Origin of the sequence: Paenilisteria riparia FSL S10-1204, assembly GCF_000525995.1 — a bacterium.
GTDB classification, from domain to species: Bacteria; Bacillota; Bacilli; order Lactobacillales; family Listeriaceae; genus Listeria_A; species Listeria_A riparia.
Map to the genome: position 1 here is coordinate 60,583 of NZ_AODL01000007.1, position 25,077 is coordinate 85,659.

22 protein-coding genes, 2 pseudogenes and 1 riboswitch are annotated in these 25,077 nt (G+C 40.9%); of the genes and pseudogenes, 5 read left to right on the forward strand and 19 right to left on the reverse strand.

All coding sequences use genetic code 11. From position 1 onward, the window contains the following. Window positions 1-9 precede the first annotated feature (9 nt). The 8 genes and pseudogenes from PRIP_RS05060 to PRIP_RS17335 form a co-directional block, all read right to left on the reverse strand. A complete protein-coding gene (locus PRIP_RS05060) occupies window positions 10-522 on the reverse strand; it encodes an SMI1/KNR4 family protein (protein ID WP_052008725.1) in 513 nt (170 codons plus the stop codon). A gap of 359 nt (window positions 523-881) precedes the next feature. Then, a pseudogene (locus PRIP_RS18200) lies at window positions 882-965 on the reverse strand (hypothetical protein); the annotation flags it as partial. Between the two features lie 440 nt (window positions 966-1,405). Then, window positions 1,406-1,726 (reverse strand): hypothetical protein, encoded by a 321-nt coding sequence (locus PRIP_RS05065; RefSeq protein ID WP_149023762.1) that lies wholly within the window; start codon window positions 1,724-1,726, stop codon window positions 1,406-1,408. 56 nt (window positions 1,727-1,782) lie between these two features. Next, on the reverse strand, window positions 1,783-2,724 hold the full coding sequence (locus PRIP_RS05070) for a trypsin-like serine peptidase (RefSeq protein ID WP_052008726.1): 942 nt from the start codon (window positions 2,722-2,724) through the stop codon (window positions 1,783-1,785). Between the two features lie 373 nt (window positions 2,725-3,097). Continuing rightward, entirely contained in the window at window positions 3,098-3,421 is a 324-nt protein-coding gene (locus PRIP_RS16150; RefSeq protein WP_052008727.1) for a hypothetical protein, read from the reverse strand. Window positions 3,422-3,497: 76 nt separating this feature from the next. Then, window positions 3,498-3,656, reverse strand: coding sequence for a hypothetical protein (locus PRIP_RS17115; protein WP_159101516.1), 159 nt, complete (start codon window positions 3,654-3,656; stop codon window positions 3,498-3,500). Window positions 3,657-3,675: 19 nt separating this feature from the next. Beyond that, a complete protein-coding gene (locus tag PRIP_RS17550) occupies window positions 3,676-4,407 on the reverse strand; it encodes an N-acetylmuramoyl-L-alanine amidase (protein WP_241434088.1) in 732 nt (243 codons plus the stop codon). Window positions 4,408-4,500: 93 nt separating this feature from the next. Next, the gene (locus PRIP_RS17335) at window positions 4,501-5,361 is read right to left on the reverse strand and encodes a hypothetical protein (protein WP_036099911.1); all 861 of its coding nucleotides are present in this window, start codon (window positions 5,359-5,361) and stop codon (window positions 4,501-4,503) included. A gap of 376 nt (window positions 5,362-5,737) precedes the next feature. Between PRIP_RS17335 and PRIP_RS05095 the strand changes: the two genes are divergently transcribed. From PRIP_RS05095 to PRIP_RS05105, 3 genes are read left to right on the forward strand one after another with little or no spacing between them, the layout of a single operon-like run. Next, window positions 5,738-6,139 (forward strand): hypothetical protein, encoded by a 402-nt coding sequence (locus PRIP_RS05095; protein WP_036099912.1) that lies wholly within the window; start codon window positions 5,738-5,740, stop codon window positions 6,137-6,139. A gap of 49 nt (window positions 6,140-6,188) precedes the next feature. Then, complete coding sequence (locus PRIP_RS05100) at window positions 6,189-6,899, forward strand: hypothetical protein (RefSeq protein WP_052008728.1); 711 nt, start codon at window positions 6,189-6,191, stop codon at window positions 6,897-6,899. A 57-nt stretch (window positions 6,900-6,956) separates the two neighbouring features. After that, the gene (locus PRIP_RS05105) at window positions 6,957-8,180 is read left to right on the forward strand and encodes a site-specific integrase (RefSeq protein WP_036099913.1); all 1,224 of its coding nucleotides are present in this window, start codon (window positions 6,957-6,959) and stop codon (window positions 8,178-8,180) included. A 103-nt stretch (window positions 8,181-8,283) separates the two neighbouring features. Here the strand turns inward: PRIP_RS05105 and PRIP_RS05110 are convergent, their stop codons facing one another. From PRIP_RS05110 to PRIP_RS05120, 3 genes are all read right to left on the reverse strand, one after another. Continuing rightward, window positions 8,284-9,621 (reverse strand): TrkH family potassium uptake protein, encoded by a 1,338-nt coding sequence (locus PRIP_RS05110; RefSeq protein ID WP_149023782.1) that lies wholly within the window; start codon window positions 9,619-9,621, stop codon window positions 8,284-8,286. A 32-nt stretch (window positions 9,622-9,653) separates the two neighbouring features. Next, window positions 9,654-10,433, reverse strand: a complete 780-nt coding sequence (locus PRIP_RS05115; protein WP_036099915.1) for a TerC family protein — start codon at window positions 10,431-10,433, stop codon at window positions 9,654-9,656. Window positions 10,434-10,643: 210 nt separating this feature from the next. Further along, entirely contained in the window at window positions 10,644-11,414 is a 771-nt protein-coding gene (locus tag PRIP_RS05120) for a TerC family protein (protein ID WP_036099917.1), read from the reverse strand. 27 nt (window positions 11,415-11,441) lie between these two features. After that, window positions 11,442-11,609, reverse strand: a riboswitch (yybP-ykoY riboswitch). 167 nt (window positions 11,610-11,776) lie between these two features. Here PRIP_RS05120 and PRIP_RS05125 point away from each other — a divergent pair. Next, window positions 11,777-12,748, forward strand: coding sequence for a membrane lipoprotein lipid attachment site-containing protein (locus PRIP_RS05125; protein WP_036099919.1), 972 nt, complete (start codon window positions 11,777-11,779; stop codon window positions 12,746-12,748). 42 nt (window positions 12,749-12,790) lie between these two features. Here the strand turns inward: PRIP_RS05125 and PRIP_RS05130 are convergent. After that, window positions 12,791-14,358, reverse strand: a pseudogene (locus PRIP_RS05130) (peptide chain release factor 3). A 90-nt stretch (window positions 14,359-14,448) separates the two neighbouring features. Continuing rightward, a complete protein-coding gene (gene pulA, locus PRIP_RS05135) occupies window positions 14,449-18,291 on the reverse strand; it encodes a type I pullulanase (protein ID WP_241434109.1) in 3,843 nt (1,280 codons plus the stop codon). Window positions 18,292-18,555: 264 nt separating this feature from the next. Between pulA and PRIP_RS16155 the strand changes: the two genes are divergently transcribed. After that, window positions 18,556-19,026 carry an ATP-binding cassette domain-containing protein gene (locus tag PRIP_RS16155; RefSeq protein WP_052008730.1) on the forward strand — a complete coding sequence of 157 codons (471 nt, stop codon included), beginning with the start codon at window positions 18,556-18,558 and terminating at the stop codon, window positions 19,024-19,026. Between the two features lie 105 nt (window positions 19,027-19,131). On the opposite strand, the gene PRIP_RS16160 is transcribed toward PRIP_RS16155, so the two are convergent. The 6 genes from PRIP_RS16160 to PRIP_RS05170 all read right to left on the reverse strand — a co-directional run bounded on the left by PRIP_RS16160 (window position 19,132) and on the right by PRIP_RS05170 (window position 24,998). After that, on the reverse strand, window positions 19,132-20,217 hold the full coding sequence (locus PRIP_RS16160) for a S8 family serine peptidase (RefSeq protein ID WP_052008731.1): 1,086 nt from the start codon (window positions 20,215-20,217) through the stop codon (window positions 19,132-19,134). 39 nt (window positions 20,218-20,256) lie between these two features. Beyond that, on the reverse strand, window positions 20,257-20,871 hold the full coding sequence (locus tag PRIP_RS05150; protein ID WP_036099920.1) for a hypothetical protein: 615 nt from the start codon (window positions 20,869-20,871) through the stop codon (window positions 20,257-20,259). A 287-nt stretch (window positions 20,872-21,158) separates the two neighbouring features. Continuing rightward, on the reverse strand, window positions 21,159-22,733 hold the full coding sequence (locus tag PRIP_RS05155; protein WP_036099923.1) for a flotillin family protein: 1,575 nt from the start codon (window positions 22,731-22,733) through the stop codon (window positions 21,159-21,161). 47 nt (window positions 22,734-22,780) lie between these two features. Continuing rightward, entirely contained in the window at window positions 22,781-23,323 is a 543-nt protein-coding gene (locus tag PRIP_RS05160) for an NfeD family membrane protein (protein WP_036083282.1), read from the reverse strand. A 132-nt stretch (window positions 23,324-23,455) separates the two neighbouring features. Further along, window positions 23,456-23,929 (reverse strand): glutathione peroxidase, encoded by a 474-nt coding sequence (locus tag PRIP_RS05165; protein ID WP_036099925.1) that lies wholly within the window; start codon window positions 23,927-23,929, stop codon window positions 23,456-23,458. 16 nt (window positions 23,930-23,945) lie between these two features. Continuing rightward, entirely contained in the window at window positions 23,946-24,998 is a 1,053-nt protein-coding gene (locus tag PRIP_RS05170) for a M42 family metallopeptidase (protein ID WP_036099926.1), read from the reverse strand. Window positions 24,999-25,077: the final 79 nt, after the last annotated feature.

The window sequence follows — 25,077 nt, forward strand, 5'->3', positions numbered from 1 at the left end:
AAACACAGTTTAATTGTTCGCATCTATGATTTCCGTCCAAAATGGAATAGCCTTTATATTCTCGAAATCCATACGTTCATAAGGCTTCCAATCCAATTCTATTTGAAAATATTCCAAAAGCGTTGTCCCATAAAAAATAATATCCGTTTGATACACTGACAGCACTTGCTCGCTTCCTTCTGGCATGTAGCGATGCGAATAAATAGGCACAAGCTTTGGCGCAACGTCATACTTCTCTTTCGCAATACGAATCCGCTCCGCCACTAAATCAGGCTTCACACCCCAGTTTTGCACCCAGAAATCATTTTCTTCTATATCAAAAATAATACCTTTCCATGGCCAATCTAGGCGTTTCTTGATTTGCAAAACGTTTCTTTTACTGTGATCCCGCCAATTAATGAATTCTTTGGAAATAGGCAATACTTCTTTTAGCAAATTTTTGAGTGTTGGTGGGAATTTGATATCAAAAACCTCCTCACATTTCCGTATTTCATCCTCCGTCAGCCCTGGCGCAAGCTTCACTTTTTTTCTTTTTTTAAAATCGCAATGATTGATTCAATAGAAAACACATCCTTAGCTTTAAGAACTCGGTTATTATAAATAACTTCTTTAAATACAACTAACATATGCAATAAAATCCTCAGCTCTGTCATCCAAAGGATATGATACTTAGATTGCTTCAATAATTTTATACAGCAAGCAATAAAAAAGCCTTAATTGCTCTTCTCCACACCAAATAAAAACACCTACCACAACGGATAGGTGTAAAAAGCGGAGGCTTGTTATCCATGTAAACAAAAAACTTTATGAAAAAGAAGCATTCGAAACCTCTTAAAAATATATGCATTTTTGTATTACTGATATACTCACTATAAAATTTGTCACCCCGTAATAATCTTCTCTTTTGGCAATCTAATAGCATTCTTCGGCTCATTTTTACGTCGGAGAGATAACATCATGTACATGTTAGTTTGAAAAATAAATAGGAGTAAATAGCATAAAATAATGATTTGTATCCATATTTTCATTACTTTACTTATAGAAGGAACACGATATAGATGTAAATAGGAGTAACTTTGTGTAAGTCACGGGCGAGGTCGCAGAAAATGTAAGTCATATGTATCAAAAACACCGATCAGCACACAATCGGTGTTTTTTGTCTCATTGTCAGCAGATGCTTTTGGGATGAGAACAGTCGTATTACATCAAAATTTGACAAAATAAAAAAGCCCTCGAAATTAATCGAAGGCTTTGATCACTAATTTTTCTTTACTGCTTTTCTGATTATCACTGCAAGTATGGCAATTGCAACCACAGCTACAGCAACCATCGTAATCGGAATATATTGTCCCATAAGCACCTTTCCTTGCATCATTTATATGGTTGTGAAGTTTTAAAATATAAATCATTGTTTAACCACTTTACTGATGCATTTAGATTCAATTTTACCCGGATAAGTTTCCAGGACAGCGATATCAGAAGTAAAGTAGATTTTCACCTTATCTCCAATTTTCAAATCTCCCACTTCTATTTTATTGCCTTTCAGATTAAATATTTTCTCTTCGGTTTGTAATTCGTATTTTGAATCACCAAAATTATACTTTTCGCCACTTATCCAGGTCATTTGATTTACTCTAAGGTTCTTGTCATAAATGACAGCACTATATACCGGATTTTTTTGTATCGGTGCCCTTCTTTGGTGTGGATGAGGCATTATTGCAAGCACTTAACAAAACCAACAACAATATTAGACTACATAAAACCTTTTTCATCAAATCCTCCTTACTTTATGCCAGTAATCCAGTTATAGAATGTAGGCGTGATTCGAACACCATCATTCGCCTGCCCTTGCAATCCGCGAGTGTGAACTCCTGCTATAGAGTTGCCATTTAAAATTGGGGCCCCACTTTGACCACCTGTGGTATCAACTGAATATGAAATTTTTTCGTTTCCAACAATGGCCTTGCCTGAATGATACCATTGCGATCCCGGTTTATCAACAGGATATCCAGATATCAAAACGTCATATGATGCATTTAGCGGCGGAACTTTATAAGGCAGAAATCCTGTACTTCCCGCAGAAGAAGCCAATTTCACAATCCCTATATCAAAATTTATATCAGCTTTAGCTGTATAACCAAGCATAGAGTATAATTTTTTAGAAGCTATGGCTTTAGGTGCGGCGTAATTATTCATTCCTGGTTGAAAAATTACAACCTCTGCCCAGCGCTTAACCCCGTGATCATACACATTATGACCCGCAGTAAGTACTGTATCTCCACTTACAAGCGTACCAGTACCACCGTACCAGACCATTTTTCCTTTCTCAATGAACCCCATTTCCAAATAACCTATTTGTTTAAATGGCGACAAGCTAGTATTAGCTTTTATCCTGTTATCAGCGCCCACAATCTTTCTTGGTTGTATCAAGGGGTTCGCAGTTTTTGGTTCCACATTAACCACTTGCTCCTCAGGGTGTTCTTCGTTGTAAGCTTGGACAGCTGCTTCTCGCGCCTCTTTAGCACTATCGTACTCTGAATCCATTGGTGATTCTACAGTATCAGATGAAATCTCTGTTTCACTAGAGTCACTCTGACTAGATATTTCTACAACTGAATCCTGTCCATACTCCTGAGCACTTACCAATGGTGCGTTTACTCCTAATAAACCAACGCTAAGCAGACTTACTACTAAAACAGATAACCCTTTTCCCTTCATTTTCATACCTCAAAACCCTCTTTTCTTTATATTTTTAACCAAGCTTAAAGGTACCATAAAATTGCGTGCAAAAACCAAATTCGTCGTAAACGTAGTCATTTTGGTCGTGAACGCTAAAAAAGAGGTTGTTTTTGTTTATGTATGTAACAATAAAATGGATTATAGACAAATAAAAAGCCCACGCTCGATTAAGAACGTGGGTCTTATCTTACTTATAAAGTTGTCAACCATGCTGTAGAATTAACTGCAAACCCATCTACTCGGATGACATTCGCTTTCTTAACCCAAAAAGTCCATTCCCAACCGTCATTTAAAACGGCCATCTTGATCCAGCCGCTCTTTTCCGAAGATGGACATACACGCACAACCTCATTTTGCGCTACGCTAATAGCGCCATGCTTTCTGGCGCTCTAAAATTATACTTTGATACCGCTGCGTACCAACCACTTGAGGCAGTAGATGCAAAATCATAGGTTAAAGCGGAGTAGCCAGTAATCCCTTTCCAAGTGAGCTTGCCTGCACCATGATAGGTGAATATTGCATTTTTAGGCAACCATCCCAGCGTCCTACTCCCTGACTTGTTCATTATCGGTAGATTTCGACCTCCTGCGTTAATTTCTTTCTGTGCTGCCTGAGCTTGCGTTGTAGCTGGCACTGCAAAAAATAGTACACTTGCTAATAGAACTAACATGATTTTTTTCATTTTATAAACTCCCTTTTAATGTTTTTATTTTTGAATGAACACTATTTGGCCCTCTTCAAGAACCATTGTTGACAGCTCATTTAAAGCTATTAAGTGACCAATTTGTGACGTTATTATCCGTCGCAATCTTACTTAACTTCTCCCCTAATCTAACCGTGTGCTTAATTTCTGTTGACGTTGCCATTACTTGTTCCGCTTCTTTAAACTCTTCTTTTTTCTTCGCTTTTTCTGCCATGCTCTAGCACCTCCATCGTTTATTTTTTCTTTAAATACAAATTATTAACCGGAATATAACCAACAACACCATTTGATAACACGACTTTGTACCACTTATTCACTTGACCGATGACACGCACCACATCACCCTTCTTGCGCGATTGAACTACTTTTGTATTCCAATCCTGTCCAGCTCTAAAGTTAAGGCCGGTTTGGCAAATGTATTCCGTGCAGGGGTCTTTGTCGAACCAATATGCATCAAATGCGGCAGAGAACCAACCTTCTTTATCGCCCCAAATAACCTTAACGAATCCGTTTTTAGTTTGGTCGTAGTCGATAATAGCTGTATAAGTGTAAGGCAAATTAAAAGCGACCTTGGTATCCCAACTGCCGCCTGTTCGAATATTTAACCCCTTAGGCTCTTTCACCCACACACGCTTTTTGCCTTTTGCAGCTGGCTCAGGTTTCTTTGTGATACGTGCATATTCGGCGATGATTGCTTGTTGTACTGCTGGCCAACGTTTCTCATCAAGAATCCGGTGAGGACAATGTTTTCCGCTCCAGTCTTCGTGTTTTTTGATTGTATCTTTTGTTGCTACGATACCTAACTCTACACATAATCCCGCCGCGTATTTAATAGCATTTTGCTCCGATTTAAGATACTGGCTAGCATTACCTGTGCTGTAACAAATCTCAAGCCCTACTGTATTTCGGTTACCGTACCCGTTGCCACCATCTCCACAATGCCACGCATTTCGGTTAAACGGCACAACTTGAATCGCTCCATTATCATCGATTGCAACATGGAACTAACTTCATTATCGTTGTTTTTACAGTAATCCGTTTCGTTTTTCGCTTTCGTTTTATTGTAAGTGTTGTGTATAGTTAGTGTATGATTTTGAATTCGATTCTGCCACATTTGCTTTTGTCTGCGCATTGGCTGGAGTCTCTTTTGCGTTCCAACTGTTTCTTTCTGATGCAGTAATGTGCTTTACTACATCATTTGCGTGATTTGCTAAGCTGGTATCCGTATATGATTGACTACTAGAAAGTGTCGTATTAGCTTTTGTTTGCGCTCCTTTTGTTGTTTCCGCTTCTTCGTCAAAAATAAATACTTTCTTCGTTGCATTTTCAACCACCAAGCCATTTGTCCTACTCCAAGGTACTGCCCCAAACCCTAGGTAAATACTATTTGCAGTTTTTCCAGTACCAGACATACCAATTTCCGCAGTTCTTGTTGTCCCATTTCTACTACTTATACCGCGGTTCCAGCTTTGATCGGAGGCAGTATTGCTTAAATCAAAAAACGGTGTAGCTGAAGTATTGGCTACATCAAATGTCAGGGCACCATCAAAATTAGCATTTCCTCTAATATAAGGAGCCTCTCCATTGCGTCCAAACTCAAGTAGATTTTTCAAATTGACGGTATTTGACGCCAGTTTTTCAACGCCATTTATTACTGACTTGGTCCAAGTCGTACCTATTGGTGCAATCCCTGTAGCATACGTAGTGGTTGGTGAAATCGGATAAATCCGTAAATCGCCATCTACTACTACCTCTGTCCCGCCGGCTGTAACATCAACGTATCTACCCCAATTATTGTTCGCTGTACCAATCTGGATTCTAACTACTGTACCTGCAGGTTGTGCCCCAATATAGTGTTTTAAATACCCACAGGAAATGTTGTAAGCCGATTCGGCTGTATTGTTGATTGTCCCTATCATTGTTCCCACCTGCCAAAAGCAGAACCTCATCCTTAATCGCAACCTCTTGACCGTTGAAGCGTAGATATGCTTGAACAAAATTAATGCCAGCGCCAATCGTCCCACCTATTCCTGAAAAATCTAGAGGAGCCCCGAATCGCAGATAATTCTTGCTACCATCATCACTTCTCCCAATCAGGCACTCATTCACTGGTGGTGCGGGTATCGTATCCTTAGTAACTGGTTTTGGCGATACACCTCTTTTAGACATGTGGTAAGTGATGTCTATTCGAAAATATCATCTAATGGAACCTATGACATTGAAAGTCCTGAATCCATATACATCTGGAAAAAGTTAGAAAAAAGAAAACAGTGGACCTATCAAGAAGTTTTCATAATGTCGAAGCTGTTTTTCGTTTTTCCTCTCGATGACGGTTTGGAAATCGTAGAACGTATTGAACGAGAGATGAAGAAATACCTTAACTTTCATAAAGACATTCACTTTGACCTCACTTTTTACGCAAATACGGGAAAATTCTATACGCATAAGAACAAGTTAAAACTAGCTAGGAAGTTTTTCATCCGAGCACTCCCTTTATGTAAAAAATATGATAAGGTACCCGTAGAAAATGATGTGTATGCTCACTTAGCTATAATTGATTACCTTGAGGGGAATTTAGATGCCGAAGCAGAAGTTTTAGACTGTGTTAATAGATTTCATGCCATGCGAAAGCCTGCCCTCGCTGAGGACTTAGAAAACGACTGGAACACTTTCTTTAAAGAGAAAGTATTAAGCTAGTATTTACGCATTGCGTTTATATAAAAAACATAATAAGGGAGAAGATGAAATGAAGAAACTATTTTTATTGTTGCTAATTGGGATAATGGCAACATTGGTTGCGTGCGGTAATAAAGATAACAGCGGAGCTGAAAAAGAGAAAAAAACGGTCGCTCAGGACACTGAGACTAAGAAAGCTCCTACTGAATCGTCAAATGAAGTAAAAGAATCTACAACAGATGAAGAATTCGTTAAGGATGGAACACCGCTTTCCAAAGCGGGCCAGTATAATATAGACAAAACTTACGGCACAAAGATAATTCTTAAAAAAATTACCTCTCCAAATTTAAGCATGGATTTAGGTAGCCTTAATTTAGTAATTAACGACGTGAAAATTTTCGAAAGAAAAGGAGCTCCTCAAGAAGAGCTGGACACAGTTTTCAGTAATTCTAGTATTCCACCATCTGATCCTTATTACACGATTCAAGTACGATATAGCTTAGAAAACAAAGGCAGCGAATCCTTATCCTATAACGGCTTTGAATATCTAGTAACGGACCAAAAGCAACAAATCAACGTACTTAATGAGCTTCAAGGTGGTAATGGGGTTCATGAAATCCAAAGTGGTGCCCTTCTGGAGAACGAGTATATCATCTGTGTCCTAAAACCTGAAAATGTCGAGAATATTAATAAAATAACACTCAAAACATCAATTGTATATGATACTGCTTCATACGACTCTGTAGCTGATTCGAAAAATATAGATATCCAATTTAAATAATTAGAATCGCCCTATGGGGCTTTTCTTTATACCAAAAAACAGAAGGGGGTACAATACATGGCATCTATTCAGCAATACACCACTAAGGACGGTCAAAAACTTTGGCTTTTCAAATTATATCTTGGAATTGATCCAGGAACAGGAAAAAGAAAAGGAACTACAAAACGCGGCTTTAGAACGGAGAAGGAGGCTAATGAAGCGGCTGCAGATTTAGAATATAAGCTTAGAAATAACGAAGTCACCTATTCTAAAACAATGCTGTTTAAAGACCTTGCGGACGAATGGCTCGAATACTATAGCACTATGAATAAAAAAGCAAGTTCCGTGCGTGTGAGACGGCATTGTATAAACAATTTAAACAAGTATTTTGGTTATCTCCAGACTCGTGCGATTACAAAAAAGAAATATCAAGACATGCTTGAGGATCTTCATACTCAAGAATACAAATACAATTCAATTAACAGCATACATTCAACTGGTAAGATGATATTTCAATACGCAAAAAATCATGGAATCGCGTTAGAAGATGTATCTTTAGGAACAATTATCCCACGTTCATCCCTAACCGTTGAAGAAATAGAAAATAAAATGCGTGAGGCTGATTTATCAGGTGAATTTTATGAGAAAGCCGAGCTTGCTACATTCTTAAACGCAGCGAAGAAATTCGGAGAATGGCAAGACTTCACCATTTTTACTTTGCTAGTGTACTCTGGAATGCGTCCAGGAGAATTGTGCGCATTGAATAAAGATAAGGACCTCGATTTTGAAAAAAATCAGATTACAATCACAAAAACAATTTATCAGGATGGGCCAATATCTACTATTATGGTAACACCACCAAAAACGGAAGAATCTATACGTGTCATTGACATGGACCCTGCGATAATGACACTTCTAAAACAACACATTGAGTGGCATCAAAGCTACCATATCAAAGCTCCACATCAAACATATAACGAGCAAGGATTTTTATTCGCGAGAACGAACAGTAAGACATACCGTGGCTATCCTTTTGCTGTTGGCGACATAGATAACAAAATGGAGCGTATACTAAAAAAAGTGCCAGACCTGAAGAGCCTGACACCTCATAAATTAAGGCACACCCATACTTCCCTGCTTGCTGAAAGTGAAGGCGCTAATATTGAAGCCATTATGTCGAGACTTGGTCACAAAGACGATAGGACAACTCGACTCATTTATATGCATGTAACAAATCACCGAAAAGAGCGACTATCGAAAAACTTCTCGGAAGTCATGAAGGATTTTCTAACAATATCTTAAGCAATAATTTAGTGTAAGTCACGAAAAATATTGAAAGTGATTTTACACCATATTATTGCTTAGATAGCTCTTTTTAGACATCGTGTAAGTCATGACAGTTTTTTTACCCCGTAATAATCTTCTCTTTTGGCAATCTAATAGCATTCTTCGGCTCATTTTTACGTCGGAGAGATAACATCATGTACATAATACCCACACGGCCTATAAACATCAACAAGATAATAATAATCTTCCCGATACTACTCAAATCGCCCGTCAATCCCATAGACAATCCCGACGTTCCAAACGCTGAAAATACTTCAAAAATAACCGCCATGAGACTAGCGTTTTCCGTATAGCCAAGCGTCACAATCGCGCCGACACACAGTACCGAAGCAAAAATTCCCACGGCTAGTGCTTTACGCACATCTTCCTGATGCAACTCACGTCCAAAAATATAAATGTGATTACGACCGCGAACGACCGAATACAGAAACAACATCATAATCGCAAATGTTGTCGTTCGAATACCGCCACCAACCGAACTTGGTGATGCTCCGATGAACATAAGCAACGAAACAACTAATAAGGTTGGGTCTGTCAAAGAAGATATATCAATCGTTGACAAGCCCGCACTTCTTGAAGTTGCCGACAAGAACATCGAGTTAAAGAAGCCCTCACTTAGCGACGCCCCTTTGAAATAATAATTGTTCTCCATCGCCCAAATCAACAATCCCCCAACAACTAGCAACGCAAAATAAGTGAGTGTCGTTACTTTTACAAAAAGAGAAAAGCGAAATGGAATCAATGTATTTTTTTCAAACAAGAAGCGGCGTACTTCGATTAGCACGGGAAAACCAATTCCGCCTGCAATAATAAGCAAAATTGTAATGAACTGGACAAAATAATCGTTTACAAATGGTGTCAACGAATAGCCAGTAATATCAACCCCCGCATTCGTCACAGCAGAAACCGAGTTATACAAGCCTTGAAACATCGCCTCACCAATATCTCCATTATAAAATGGGATAAAATAAATACCTAGAATTAATCCCCCAACAATTTGAATACTGAAAATAAGCAGCAAAATTTCGCGGAGCATTCGAACCATCCCACTCATTGTAAACTGATTCGTATCCGTCATAATTAACTGCCGTTGTTTAAGGCCGATACGCCGTTTCAATACTAAATAAAAGAACGTACTCAGCATCATAACACCCAGTCCACCGACTTGAAAAATCCCCATCAATACCCAAATACCTGCACGACTATATGATTCGCCGATATCCACAGAAGCTAGACCGGTAACACTCACAGAACTCGCCGCAGTGAACAGCGTATCAATAAACGGTATTTTCACACCTGGTTTTTGTGTAAATGGCATGCTAAGTAACGCTGTAGCAAGAGTAACCGATAAAAAATAAAAGGCAATAATAACTTGAATTGCCGTCATTCGCGATATCCTTGTACGCATTCTGCCACGCCAAGTTGCTCCTACAGCCTTGTAATTATCCCTTTTGTTGCTTCTTCTTTTTTTCTAGCAATAATATAACCACCTAAACCAATTGTAATCATGACCGCCCAAAAGGTAATCTCCCAGCCTGGCGAATCAGGAAAACTTTCTGGTAAAATGCCTACTTGTGGGTGCGCAAGCGTTATAACTGCCATTTTCACACCAACCCAGCCGACAATTAAGAAAGCCGCTGTTTCTAAAGTAGGGTAACGCTCTAATAATTTAACAACTTGTGTCGCTGCAAAACGAATCACGATAAGCCCTGCTAAACCACCGAGGAACATCACGATAAACTGACCAGCACTCATACCACCAATTTCATATGTTCCAAGCTTTGGCAACGTCACAACAAGTGCTGCTGCAGCCAACATCGAATCCAACGCAAAAGCAATATCTGTTAATTCGACACGGGCGACCGTACCCCAAAACGATGTTGTTTTCGGTTCTTTGCCTGGTTTGGTCTCTTTCCCTATGCCTTTTTTCTTATCCCAAATATGTTTGACTGCTAAGTATAATAAGTAAATTGCTCCAATTGCTTGTATTTCCCAAAAATTAACTAAGTACGAGATGATTAACATCGCAATAAGTCTGAAAACAAAGGCACCAACTAAACCATAAAATAGGGCTTTGCGCTGTTGCTCATGTGGTAACTTCTTGACAATAACGGCCATAACAACAGCATTATCCGCAGATAACACCCCTTCTAGTACGACCAAAATCAAGAAGACCCATATATACTCTCCCCATACAGAAATATCCATATTCACCCCACCATTTCTTTACACTCCACTTTACCACATTTGGCGAGCATTTGGTACTATCTATAACGCAAACAAGTTTGGATTATAACCCAAACAAGCTTTCGATTTGTGTAAAGCAGAAATCACGTCCTATCCGAAGAGAAGAGGATTCGTGATTCCTACTTGTTTTGCGTAAAATTAATTTCATTCCATGGTCTTTTATTATATTTGCTAAGCCTTACTTTCAGGGTTCTTCTTGGCCGCGCGAACGGATACTAACCAGCCCCAAATGATAATGCCAATCATGACTGCCCAGAATGTTAATTTCCAAACGGTTGAATGTGGGAAATGTTCTGGGATGATGCCTAGTTCAGGGTGCGCTAATGTGTAGACAACTAGCTTCACGCCTACCCAGCCAACAATCAAGAAAGCTGCAGTTTCCAATGATGGGTATTTTTTTAGTAGTTTGACGAATTGAGTTGCGGCAAAACGGATACAAATCAGTCCGATTAAACCACCGATGAACATGACCGCGAATTGTCCTGCATCAAGTCCACCAATTGTACCCCAACCTGTTGCTGGTAATGTGATTGCCAATGCTACGGCTGCTAACATCGAATCAATAGCAAATGCAATGTCCGCAATTTCCACTTTTAGAACGGTCATCCAGAAGCTTGAACCTTTGCCTTCTTTGACTTTGTGACCGTCATCCTTGCCTTTCGCGTGTTTCCACATGTGGCTAATACAGATATACAGTAGGTAGGCTGCGCCTAGTGCTTGCACTTGCCAAACCTCTGCCAAAAATGAAATTAAGAACAGCGCTGCAAATCGGAATACAAAAGCCCCAATCAAGCCGTAAAATAATGCTTTTTTCTGTTGTTGGTCTGGTAGATGTTTCACCATAACCGCCATAACAACCGCGTTATCTGCTGCTAAAATCCCTTCCAATCCAATGAGTACGAGTAGCACCCATCCATATTCTAAAATCATCGCTGTATCCAATAGAATTCCTCCTTCTTTCTTTCAATCGTCACAAGCGCCTAGTTTCAAACAACAAAAAACGAGACCCCAGCCCAAATTGGCAAAGGTCTCGCTGACATTGTATAAAATGTTAATAAAGCCGATGAACGAATTCATGTAATGACGACTTTATCTTAGCCTCCAAAAAGGCTAACGCTACTCCCCCTTGACGAATGTCAAAAGTGATATTTAATTGATAGAGAAATCATAGCATATATTTTAATACGATGTCAATACGTGTCGCTCTATTTTTTCCAGTAAATCACGAATTTATCTTTTTTTCATCTTTCGTTTATGGTGGGTTTATTTTTATTTGCGATACTGAGAAGTGAGGGGGAATTGCCATGAAAAGACTAATTTTAGGACTGCTTGCAGCGCTTGTGCTTATTGGTTGTTCGAATGAAAATAGTAAAGCGGAACCTACCAATGAACCAAAAGCCAAGAAAGCGATTGTTCAGAAGGATGGCCATGATTACCAATATGATGTGGTGACTTCTGCGACGACATCGACATTTGGGACGAATCCTGATGCAAAATTAACACCGGAGCAAAAAGAAAAGCAGATGTATTGGTCTGTCCAGCCGCCGATTGGTATTGTGAAGGGGCATTATTATAAAAATGAAGGCTTGTTTGACGGTGGGAATAAAGGGATTTTGGAGTTAGTGACGAATGATAACGGAAAACTGATTCATGTCGAATTTAACGAATTTGCTTCGGAAAATTACTATGAACCAAAATACGTCAATGCTTCTAAACGTTTGTCGGATTACGCGTTTTTTCAAGCAACAAATACACGAACGGATAATACGCTTGTGACTTGGGTGAACGGAATTACGTTTTTGGAAGATCAGATGTTGCAGGAGAACCGTTTGGACGGAAATTTTGAGACGGTGAAAGGATCTTCGAATAGCGCTAGAAACGGAATGATGCCACTTGCTGCTGCGATGAAAGACTGGGTGAAGAAGCCGTTAGGATTTTATTATTACGGAATCGCTGAACCGCTTGGAAATGGTATTACCGCGCGATTGCAAGTCGTGACGAAGGATGGCAAAATGACGCAAGTCGCGTATGACGAGATTTTTGCCGATACAAAAGCGGATATTGCGGATGCTTCGTTGCAGAATTTTTACCGCCAGTCGAAGTATTATTCACTGGATTATGAACGTGAAACTGGGGATCATTTTGTAGAAACAGTAGATAAAATAACACATAACGCTTTAAAATCACAGGATTTACTTCATATTGAAAAACAAGATAGCGAGGCTTACAAGAACTATATACACCTAGCGGAGAAGTTACAAACTGAAATGAAATAAGATACAAAAAACACGAGCCCAATCACGGACTCGTGTTTCGTTTTATAATAGAGATGTTAATTCGATATCTGGATTCTTATCGTGGAACCAGTTTAAAGCAAACTCGTTTTCAAATAAGAACAATGGCTTGTCAAAACGATCTTTTACAAGCATGCTGCGTTGTGTGGATAGTTTCTCATCGACGTCTTCCTCTTTAATCCAACGCGCAATCTTCGAACCGATTGGCTCCATGCGGATTTCGGAGTTATATTCGTTGTTCATCCGATGCTCGAAAACCTCGAATTGCAGTTGCCCAACCGCACCAATAATATAATCATCCATACGCCATGTTTTGAAAAGCTGAATCGCGCCTTCTTGTACTAACTGCTCGACTCCTTTATGGAAATGCTTTTGCTTCATGACATTTTTTGCGGAAACTTTCATGAATAATTCTGGCGTAAATTGCGGTAATTTCTCATATTGGAGCGTTTTGTTGAGATCAGTAATGGTGTCGCCGATTTGGTAGTTACCCGTGTCGTACAAACCGATTATATCCCCCGCCACGGCCGTGTTTACCGTCTCACGGTCATCTGCCATGAATTGCGTTGAATTGCTCAGCTTAATCGACTTGCCTGTACGCGTTAAGTTCACGGCCATCCCACGATCAAATTCCCCCGAACAGATGCGGACAAATGCGATACGATCACGATGTGCTGGATTCATATTCGCTTGGATTTTAAAAATAAAACCAGAGAACTTGTTCATATAAGGATCAATTTCACCCTCATTCGACGTACGCGGTTGTGGCGCTGGCGCAAAATTCACATATGTTTTCAAAAACGTCTCGACACCAAAATTGGTCAAGGCACTTCCGAAAAATACTGGCGTCAACTCACCATCTGCGATTTTTTGCTCGCTGAAATCATTGCCTGCTTCATCTAGCAACATGATTTCTTCTAACGCTTGCTCGTAATAACTTGAATTCTGAATCGCATGCGGCTCAGCCAAGTCACCATCTTCCCCTAGAGGCAAGAAGCGCTCGTCGCCATCTACGCGATATTGTTCCACCTGGCGATGATAACGGTCGTACAGACCACCCAGTTCTTTTCCCATTCCGATTGGCCAGTTCATCGGATAAGACTCAATTCCTAGCACTTCTTCTAGTTCCGCTAATAATTCCAGCGGCGCTTTCCCTTGACGGTCCATTTTATTAATAAATGTAAAAATCGGAATCCCCCGCATACGACAAACTTTGAAAAGCTTCAATGTCTGCGCTTCAATCCCTTTTGCGCTATCAATAACCATCACAGCGCTATCCACAGCCATTAATGTCCGATACGTGTCTTCACTGAAATCCGAGTGACCCGGTGTATCCAAAATATTAATCCGTGAATCTTCATAATCAAATTGCATCACCGAACTTGTTACCGAGATACCACGTTGTTTCTCGATTTCCATCCAGTCACTCGTCGCAAATTTGCTGATTTCTTCCCTTTAACCGTACCGGCTGAACGAATCGCGCCACCAAAAAGCAATAGTTGCTCGGTAATCGTTGTTTTCCCCGCATCCGGGTGAGATATAATTGCAAAAGTTTTGCGCGAAGCAACTTCTTTTTGTAAATCTTGACCCATTTTAAAATTCCTCCTAGACTAACTCACATTTCACTAGTATATCATATTTGGATGTTTTTGAGATAGTGTTTGGTGAAAAATAATGGTATCTTAATTGCTTCGTTTTCTGCGGGCAATAACAAGATATGTTCCGCTGATTAAGATCAAGAATGCACCTAACGCTAACCATTGTAGGGAAATCGTTTCGTCTCCCGTTGCTGGTAGACTTTGCTCTTTCGGTGCCTTTTCTCCATCACCTGATTGAATATCTTGGTTGTTACTTGGTGTGACAATGGTTGTACCGCCATTTGTACCACCGTTTGTGCCATTATCCGTACCGTTTTCTGTCGGATTTGGGTTCGTTCCTGGTACGTTTGGCTCTTCTGGTACTGGTTGTGGCGCCGCTTTTGTCAAGGTGATTTGTACTTGTTTAGTCGTTGCCGCTCTAGCTGCCATATCGCCTGCTAAGCTCAACGTTCCTTCGTATACACCAGCTTTTGGCGCGTCCCAATGGAAGTTCGCTAATGCGAGCGCTACGTCTAAATCATGCATTTTTGTATCGCCTTCATATTGATAGTAGCCGTGCGCTTTTAGTTTTTGAAGTAGATAGGCTGTTTTTTCTGCTTTCGTTTTTTTTGCTTGTAAGTCGGCTAATGGCAATGTTATTTTGTCCAAGCTCTCGATGTGATTGGTTTTCGCCAAGCTTTCGAATTGCACTTCGATAGTGTGTCCAGCAGATAACGCCGCAAAAGTATATTGGTTTTCTGTGATAGACACCGCAGTGCCATCTACTAGGACTTGGGCCACGCGGTAACCTGTGTCTGCTTGGAAAGTATAGCTTGGTTTTGCGCCAGCATCGTAACTTGTGCTACCGCTAGGTGTTATGGTACCGCCTTTTCCAGCCGTTGCATTGATGGTGAAACGACTCGCCTCACCATTTTTCAAAACGAGCGTGGATAGCGCTGGTACTTCGACGTTGCTTACTTGTGCCGCTAGATTCGTTGTTGTTTCGCCGATTTCTACATGGTATTGGTTTGCTGGAATCGCAACTTCTTTTGCCGTTTTATTCGCATTGAAAAGTACAACATACGACTTGTCGCTGTCCTTTAATTCGTAGCCTACAACATCATCGTCTTGCTTGATAATCTTCATTTTTTGATTGATGTCAGCATAATTCGTCAATCTGAAAAGTGGCTCCGTATTGCGAAGTTTCATAACCGCTTCTGTGTTTTTCACAGCGTCTATGTTTTCTGCATACCGTTCCCAATCGAGCTTATTAATCGCGTCACTGGATTGGTAACTATTCTCGTCCTGATCTTTCGTACGGAAAAATTCTTGTCCCGCATGAATGAAAGGCACACCTTGTGACAGCAAAACAATATCCGTTGCTAGTTGCTGCATTTTCTTCTTGTCTTGGTCCGTGTCGTTAGGATTTGAATACGATAATTTATCCCAAAGCGTCAGGTTATCATGGGCTTCTGCGTACTGCACAACTTGACCAGGATTAGAAAAATCGTAAATGCCTTGGCCTTGATCGCGCAAGCTGCCGGCTAGTATATTTTTAGCGAGAAGTGTTTCTTTACCTTGTGCTCCATTGACAAAACCAGGTTCTGCTTCTTGTCCGCCCCATGTACTACCTTTGATAGCATCACGAATGGAGTCATTAAAGTGCGCGATGTTTGGCATTTTGGACGCGTTTTTCTGATTCGCTTTTTTATCAGCATCTAGTGGTGTATTTAAGTCCCAGCCTTCGCCAAGCACAATAATCGATGGATCGATTTTGTTCAGTTCTGCTTTGATAGCATTCATCGTATCGACATCATGAATCCCCATTAAATCAAAACGGAAGCCGTCCATATGATATTCTTTCGCCCAATACGCAACACTGTCAACCATGTATTTACGCATCATCTGGCGCTCCGAAGCCGTGTCATTTCCTACACCTGTCCCATTCGAAAGTTTGCCATCACTGCCATAGCGGAAATAATAGCCCGGAACCGTTTTCTCAAACGAATGCGCCCCTGCGTCAAAAACGTGGTTGTAAACAACATCCATAATCACACGCAAACCGTTGCTATGCAATCCTTGTATCATCTGCTTTGCCTCTTGTATACGCGTTGCCGGATTGTATGGATTCGTACTATAACTACCCTCTGGAACATTGTAATTCTTCGGATCATAGCCCCAATTATAAGGCAATGCCCCCAACTGCTCCGACGTGCTTTGATGATTTTCTTCATTTAAAGAAGCATAATCAAACATCGGCAAAATTTGAACATGGGTAATGCCTAGTGCTTTCAAATAATCAATTCCTGTTGGATCACCATTTGCTGTCTTCGTTCCTTCTTGAATGACACCTAAATATTTCCCTTTATTCACCGTATCTTTATTAGCAATCGAAAAATCACGAATATGCATTTCATAAATAATTGCATCCGTTGGGTTCGTAAATGCTGGCATGCGACTCGTTTCCCAATTCGCTGGCACCATTTCCGCCGGATCTAAAATGACAGAACGATTTCCATTCGCCGTTGCAGCTTTAGCATACGGATCTTGCGACACCGTTTTCTTCCCGTCTGCAAAAACTAAATCATACGTGTACGCCGTCCCAGATGGCACTTTTGCGCTAAATTCCCAAATACCTTGCGCTTTTGGCGTCATATCGTAGCTTTGCGCCACAGGACTGTTCGGCATACTATCTTGATACACCGTCAACTTCACTTGCGCAGCCGTCGGAGCCCACAGTCGCCAAACACTTTGTTCAGCCTGATAAGTCGCACCTAACGGTTCCGATCCCGTATACGCATATTTCGCATCAAACGCCGGATTCCGCACGATGCTCGTCGTATCAATCAATTTCTCACCGAAGCCATCCACATTCACCGTCAAAGCCGTCTGAATCGGCAAGTCCTGACTCGTCTCTATATAAAACACATGCCCGTTCTCCGAATCCTTCCGTATCCCCGAAATCGCAACAGGCTCCCCGTCCTCATCAAGTGTCACCGCATCCGTCAAGTCTAAATCCGTCACCTCACGATTCAGCGTCACCTTAATTTTCCTAAAACTTGCCAAACTCGCCGTTTTTATTTGTTTCGTCGCATCCGCAAAATTTGGATTCCGATAATTCGTCTTATCCCCACTTACAATCCAAACTTCCGCCTTGCCATCGTCCGTAAACAAATAAATCATTCGGTCGTCATCTGTCCCGTCCTTCTTCCAATCCCCGTCCGCATTATTCGCAATAATAAAACCGAGATCAGACAAACTAGCACCCGCTCCAGCATCAAACGTCGCCTTCACCGACTGCCAATCTCCGTCCGTTTCCCCATCCGTAAAATTCACCGTCTGAGTCCCCGTCGCACCATCCGCCCAAGCATGCACAAACCAGTTGTTGTAATCATTATCATCCCGGTGATAGTAAAAAGTCACATCCAGTGCATCATGCTTCGGCAAATCCGCTACATTCGCAGGTTTCGTCGCAATATCCGCATTTCCGTACTCCAGCCAAACTTCCGTAATACCTTCCTTCGTAGAAATGTAGCGATCACTTGGAATATCACGGTCGCCGCCCCATCCAGAGCCATTTTTAATCAAGAAACCAAGTTCATTTTGAATCCCGTCGGCGTCAAGAACAGCGATTTTTGAGTACTCCCCATAACCATTCGTATCCTCAAAAGCCACCTCATGACCTGCAACTCCGTCATTATTCCACACCCACATTTGCCAATCTTTGCTGGCCTGATCTTTCGGATTGTAGTGAACAATGACCTTCGTTTTACTCGCACGATTCTCCGCTAAAACATCATCATTAACCGAACCCGCAAGCGTTGTAACCTGCTGATTCACATCTCTTTTCGGTACATTATTTTCCTCGGCAAATCCCTGTATGCCAACCCCAAAACTCTGCACACCAAATAAAACGACTAAAATGGCGACAAGATACTTACGCAACATTTTCTTCAAGTTTCTAACCCCTTTTCTATTTTGTAGAAAGCGCTTACTCATGTTAGATTATAGGCAGGCATATCTTTTAAAATCAACCTAAATTAACCTGTTAACGATAACAGATTGTGACTTCACATCATATTTCTGAATTTTCTTAGTGGCGTAAAACACGAAAAAACATCAACCGGCTGTAATTCACCCCCGTACAAATGCAACTCATCCACAGCTATCTGGCTCCTTGCTATACTAACTCTAAAAAAGGAGCCAAAAACCATGCAAATACAATGCAATCATATCAGCAAAAACTACCAATCCTTCCAAGCATTAAAAGACGTCAACTTCCATGTCGATTCTGGCGCTTTCTTCGCTATGACTGGTGCAAATGGTGCTGGAAAATCAACCTTGCTCGATATTTTAATAAAACGGATTCCCGCAAACCAAGGTACCGTTCTCATTAATCATCAAGACATTTCCAAAACCGACGCCAACTATTTCCGCGATATTAGGATTGTTTTCCAAGAATATGTTACTAAACCAAGGCCTGTATTTTTGGATTGGCTTGTTCTGCGGGATTTCGTTCGTGTTTATCTATATCGATTTCCAGAAAGAATATGTTCGATTTTTGCTGATTTATGTGTGTTATTTGCTCTCTATCAACATTCCATACTTGATTGCAGTTGCCTTTTATCAAATCGACTTAGCACCGCTTTGGTTTATTCATATTTTCTCCATTTATTTCTATAAAAATTAGAACTGAAATGGAATAATCAGAAGCTCACAAAGATGAATAAAGAATAGCCCCAAAAAAAGAGTCCAGCGATGTAGGAAACATAGCTAGACTCTTTTTGATTAGGAACTTAAAATGTACACCATGACGCGTCCAATAACGTTTATGAAAACAAGGCTCGCAATCACTATCCAGATGGTTTTTGTCGGCCATTTTTTTGGAAGTGTTTTGCGGCGATACACAAGGCTGTAGATGACTAAGCCAAGTAACGCGCAGACAGTAACGATATTTAGAACAAGTCCAGTATATACGTACCACGGTGTTCCATCAATGCCTTGATTCAAATCTGCTTTCATTGTTTTAAGCAGGCTCTCTCGGCTTATTGACTCGCCGTGCGATAGCTTGTCTTCCATCACTAGTGCCGCGTAACCTGACGCGTATGCCGTCGCATAGGAAACGCCTGTATCAAGCGTCATTTTGTTATCGAAATAGGTGCTTGTTAAATCTTCACCTGGTGCATAAACATCTACTTTCTTTTCTTTAAATTCATCGGCATAAATCTGACCTTGCACGTTCAACATGCCGACAGAAATAACATCAGAATACGCGCCAGGGTAAGCTTTAAATGTATCTCCTTCTGCTCGAATGTTTCCCGCCGAGGCAACGACGATGATATCATGTTCGACCGCGTTATCAATGGCCTCTTTTAGCGCTTCGTTCCCTTTTCCGAACTCGAGGCTAATATTAATAATATCAACTTTCTGCTGGACAGCCCAATTCAAACCTTTAATAACTTCTGCAAAAGCTACCTTTCCACTGTCATTGGCGACTTTTGCAATATATAGTTCGGAATTAGGCGCGATTCCGATAAGTCCTTCACCATTTTTACGAGCGCCAATAATGCCAGCAATCTTCGTTCCGTGCCCATTTCGGTCGTTGAAATCAGCGCTATTGGCAGACGTGAAATTAATCGCTTTTTTGAATATCAAATCACGATTGGTCGTATCGATACCCGTGTCCAGAATCGCAATTTTGATATTCTTACCGTTAATATTGTTGTCATGGTATTTGGCAAGGCTTCCTGCTTCATCGAGTTGATTGACTTCTCGATTGGATTCGACGATTTTTGAAGCGTGCACTGGTTGAAATGCGAAACTTCCCGCAAATAGGATTCCTGCTAGAGCAATAAGAAGTAGTTTTTTTATCATGGTATACGTTGCCACCAAGCATGAGAATGTTTGTATTTGCTATGTCCAATCAACGGCGAACAATTTTTTTTTATAGGCTTTACAATATCTGAGATGCGGCCACTTCTTGCCTGCTGTCGAATCCAGCATGCACACAAGGACAAAAGCAAGCGCCTTATAACAATCCGAAGTAATAAAATTCCTGTATCCATAGCCATTGTCGTCCAAGCAATATGGCCAGCCACCACCAGATATCACGCCATCTTTATCATCTTGCTCATGATCTACGTAGACAAGAGATAGCGGAATCTTAAATTCTTCCTGCTCGTCTACAATTTGCGTTACAATTGGATGTTCGGCTTCTCCTGCTTCTTCAAATGCCTGCTTAATCTTCGCCAATTCCTCTTGTTCTTGCAAAATGGAAGCTTTAACTTGTTTCATATCTGCTTCAGAAATACCAATTTTTTTAGCGCTCAGCTCTAAAATTTCTTCTTGTGTATATAATTTCTCACCACGATTTTTGGCTTCTTCAATCCTTTCTTCAATCTCGCCCATCGTTTCTTCTTGTTTTAGTACCATATCATTCACATATCTGCTGTCAGTGTCTTCTTCTGACACAATCGCTTCTTGCTTATCATAGTTTTCAATAAGTTGCTCAACTTGCTCTTCACTCATTGTTTCCGAATCACCATGACCTCCCTCATGCTCACTAGCAAACACAGTGGCCGAAAAAAGAAAAAACTTGCGTAAACAATACAGCGACTAAAGCTAACTTCACAAAAAACCTTTGCTTTCATTTTCATTAGATGCACTCCTTATTTTTGATATAAAATTCATCGTAACTTTACCAAATATAAAACGAAAGTGCAACTATTAGCCTATTTAAATAGTATTTTACACAAACAATGTAAGAAAAAAGCCTAGAAATTAGTTGAGAACCAAAATTTTCTAGGCCTAAACGATTATTCTTCTACTGATTCTTCTTTATCCGCTGTATCTACTGCCACAACTTCCACTGGTTTTTGCGATTTTACAGCATTTGTTAAATCTTCAATGCTGTTCTTCACGTTTCCTTTTCCAGAGAAATTCTCCAGGAGTTCACGAATGTCCAAGCCAGTCGTTGCTTTCAGGCTTTCTTGTGCTGTTGCCATCAAGTTCGTCGCGTAACCACTGACTTTGTTAGCTCCGCCGTTTGATTCACTACTACCTGTATCCACAACTGTAATCGAATCGATGTTACCCATTGGTGCAGCAACTTGTTTCGCGTATTCAGGAAGCATGCTGACAATCATATCGAGCATCGCTGCTTGGCCGTATAGATCGTAAGCTTCGGCAATTTTGCGTTTGGCTTCGGCTTCGGCAAGACCTTGAAGTTTGATAACTTCAGCTGTTGCTGTACCTTGTGCGCGTTCTGAATCAGCTTTGGCGATACCTTGTACGCGAACTTGTTCTGCTTCGGCTTTAGCCAGCGTTTCAATGCGATATTGATTCGCTTCGGCTTCGGCAAACTCTTGGCTTTTTTGTGCTGCAGCCGCTTGTTCAATCGCATAACGATCTGCATCTGCTTTCTTCTTCACTTCTGCATCGTATTGGCGTTCACGACGTTTAATTTCGCGTTCTTCCAGTTCGATTTGTTTCTCACGTTCGATGATTTGTACTTGCATTTGTTGCTCAATAACTTCTTGTTTAGCACGTGCTGATTCCAAATCATACGCCTGATCGGCTACGGCCTTGGCAGTTTCCTGCTCGCTGCGATATTCCGCAACCTTCAATTGATTTTGTTTCTCTGCTTCAGCAATTTCTGTTTTGCGCTCTAGCTCCGCACGCGTCGCTTCTTTTTCCGCTTCCGCACGTTTCATCCGCGTTTCCTTCGTTGCTTCGGCTTCCGCCACATCAGCATCCCGTTTTACTTGCGCAATCCGCGGTTTACCTAATGCATCCAAATAACCGTTGTTATCGCGAACTTCTTTCAGTGTAAACGATACAATCACAAGTCCCATTTTTGACAAGTCTTGCGTCGCCACACCTTGCACTTCCTGTGAAAACTTATCGCGGTTTTTGTAAATTTCTTCGACTGTCATCGAGCCAAGAATCGCACGCAAATGTCCTTCCACAACTTCAATCGCTTCATTTTCGCGCTCTTGCGTTGTCTTTCCTAGGAACTGTTCGGCAGCTGTTGCAATTTCGGAAATGGAACCACCAATTTTGATGATTGCCGTTCCGTCCGCCGTTACTGGAACACCTTGCTCTGTATAGATTTCTGGCGTTCTAACTTCCAATTTACTCGATAGCAAGCTAAGTGGAGAAGACTGCTGGAAAACCGGCATAACAAACGTACCGCCACCACGCACAATCTTCACTTTTTTGCCGCCTTCATCTGTAAATACATTCTTTCTACCTAAATAACTCCCTGAAACAATCAACGCCTCGTCCGGTCCCACTGTCTTATATTTCGTAATAAAAACAATTAAAAACAAAACTATAACAGCCACCGCAACAATCAAAATCAACGTTATTCCATTTGATAGTAAATCCATCTTCGTAATTCCTCCCTGTCTTCTCCGTTTTTAAAACTAAGCTCTCATCATTTCAAAAATGGCTCATATGGCACAACCGTCACAAACGAATCCGTTGCATCTAACACGAGCACCGTCTCATTTTGCGCAATTGGTACATTTTCATCACTTTTGGCAGCTTTCGAAATATTACCAGCATTCATTTCGATAATCACTTCGCCAAAACCATCTTTTGGAATCGACGTAATGACTGTTGCTGTCTTGCCTTCCAAATCCTTCGTCGCATACGCAATCGAATCACTCGTCCGCGAAAGTGGCAGAAAAATGCCAAAATAAAGAATGGAAGAGAATATAATCCCAATAATAATTGCCGCAATTAGAATTGTCACGCTAGAAAAAGACGTATACCTTTCTCCCAAATACCCCGTAACCGATGCAAAGCCAAGGAAATAAAGCAAAACCGAGCCTGGAATCGGCAATAAATCCAATACAAAACTGATAATTCCAACAGAAAAAATAAGCGCTGTCAAAACATCGATTAAAATAATAATACCGACAACAAGCATCACCGTGAAATAAACCGTCTCGATTGGGTAGCCAAATAGTGTCACACGTCATACCTCCATTCCAAATACGAGAACAATAGCCTCATTACTATTTTACCAAATATTATACAAATGAACAATACCTTTCCCATAAAACACTGCTAAAAAAGCCGAATCATGAAGATTCGGCTTTGCCATCTATAGTAACTTTTCAATTGCTTCTTTCATCGAAAATGGCGTGTCTTTTGGGGCAAACCGTTCAACAACATTACCATCACGGTCCAATAAGAACTTGGTGAAATTCCATTTAACACCGCCGCCAAGCAAACCTTTTTTCTGCTTCGTCAAATACTCAAAAACAGGATTAATATCCGAGCCACGCACTTTCGATTTCGCAAACAACGGGAAAGTCACGCCATAATTGATTTTGCAAAATTCCTCAATCTCATTGGAAGAATCCAGTTCTTGATTCATAAAACTGTCCGACGGGAAACCTAACACCGTAAATCCGCGATCCTTATAATCCTGATACAGCGTTTCTAACTCCTCATACTGTGGTGTAAATCCACATTTACTCGCTGTGTTCACCACGATTAGTACATCACCTTTATATTTCTCCAATGAAACCTTTTCACCATGTAACGTTTCTTGTTCTAATTCAAATAAAGACATATCGCATTTCCTCCTTTTATTTCACCATTTCAGAAAATAAATAAGCATAAACCAATCTTTCTGTATGATATAAAGAATCTCGATGTGTGCGTTCATAAGCATGACTCGCGTCAATTCCAGGACCAATCAAGCCGTGCACGATATCAAACCCAGCCTTAATCGCCGCGCTCGCATCTGAACTATAAAACGGATAAATATCCACTTTATAATCAATGTCATTATCTACGCAAAGCTGCACCAGGTTTTTACGCAGACCATAATGATACGGACCACTACCATCCTTGGCACAAATCGAAACCGTGTACTCATCTGATGTTTGCCCATCACCAAGCGCACCCATATCCACCGCCAAATACTCCACCGTTTCAGCCGGAATGTTCGAATTTCCACCGTAACCAATCTCTTCATTATTTGAAATCAAGAAATTCGTCGTATATGGTAGCTGCTCCCCATCTTGCTGCAACTTTTTCAAAAGCGATAGTAAAATAGCAACACTCGCCTTATCATCTAAATGACGCGATTTAATGAAGGCATCATCAATTATTTCCACACGCGGATCAAGCGATACAAAATCACCGACCGCAATACCAAGTTTTGCGACATCTTCCGGATTAAACACTTTTGCGTCCAGTCTAATCTCGATATTTTTCGCATCCCGCGGCGCCGTTCCAGCATCTTGGTACACATGAACCGACGTTTGGTGCATCAAAATCGTCCCCGTATACGTTTTGCCGTCACTCGTTTCAATCGTACAATACTCGCCCTCAATCGCGTTAAAACGATAACCACCAATCAAGTTTATCGCAAGCCGACCATCACTTTTCACTTGCTTCACCATTGCCCCAAGCGTATCTACATGCGCCGTCAACATCCGCTGTTTCGAATCATCCTTCCCAGGAATACGAACAAATAGCGCACCTTTATTATTACGCGTACTTTCAATACCCGCATCTTTCAAATACTTCTCCACAAAAGCAAGTACCGCCTCTGTATTTCCTGTTGGACTTGGAATCGACGTCAATTCCTTAATCAATTGCATCGTTTCCAACGTGTTCGGTTCAAAACCCATTCTTCCATTCCTCCTCGCACAATTCTTCCTCCTATCCATTATACCTCTTTTTAAAAATAATGCCGCCAATCCTGCTTTT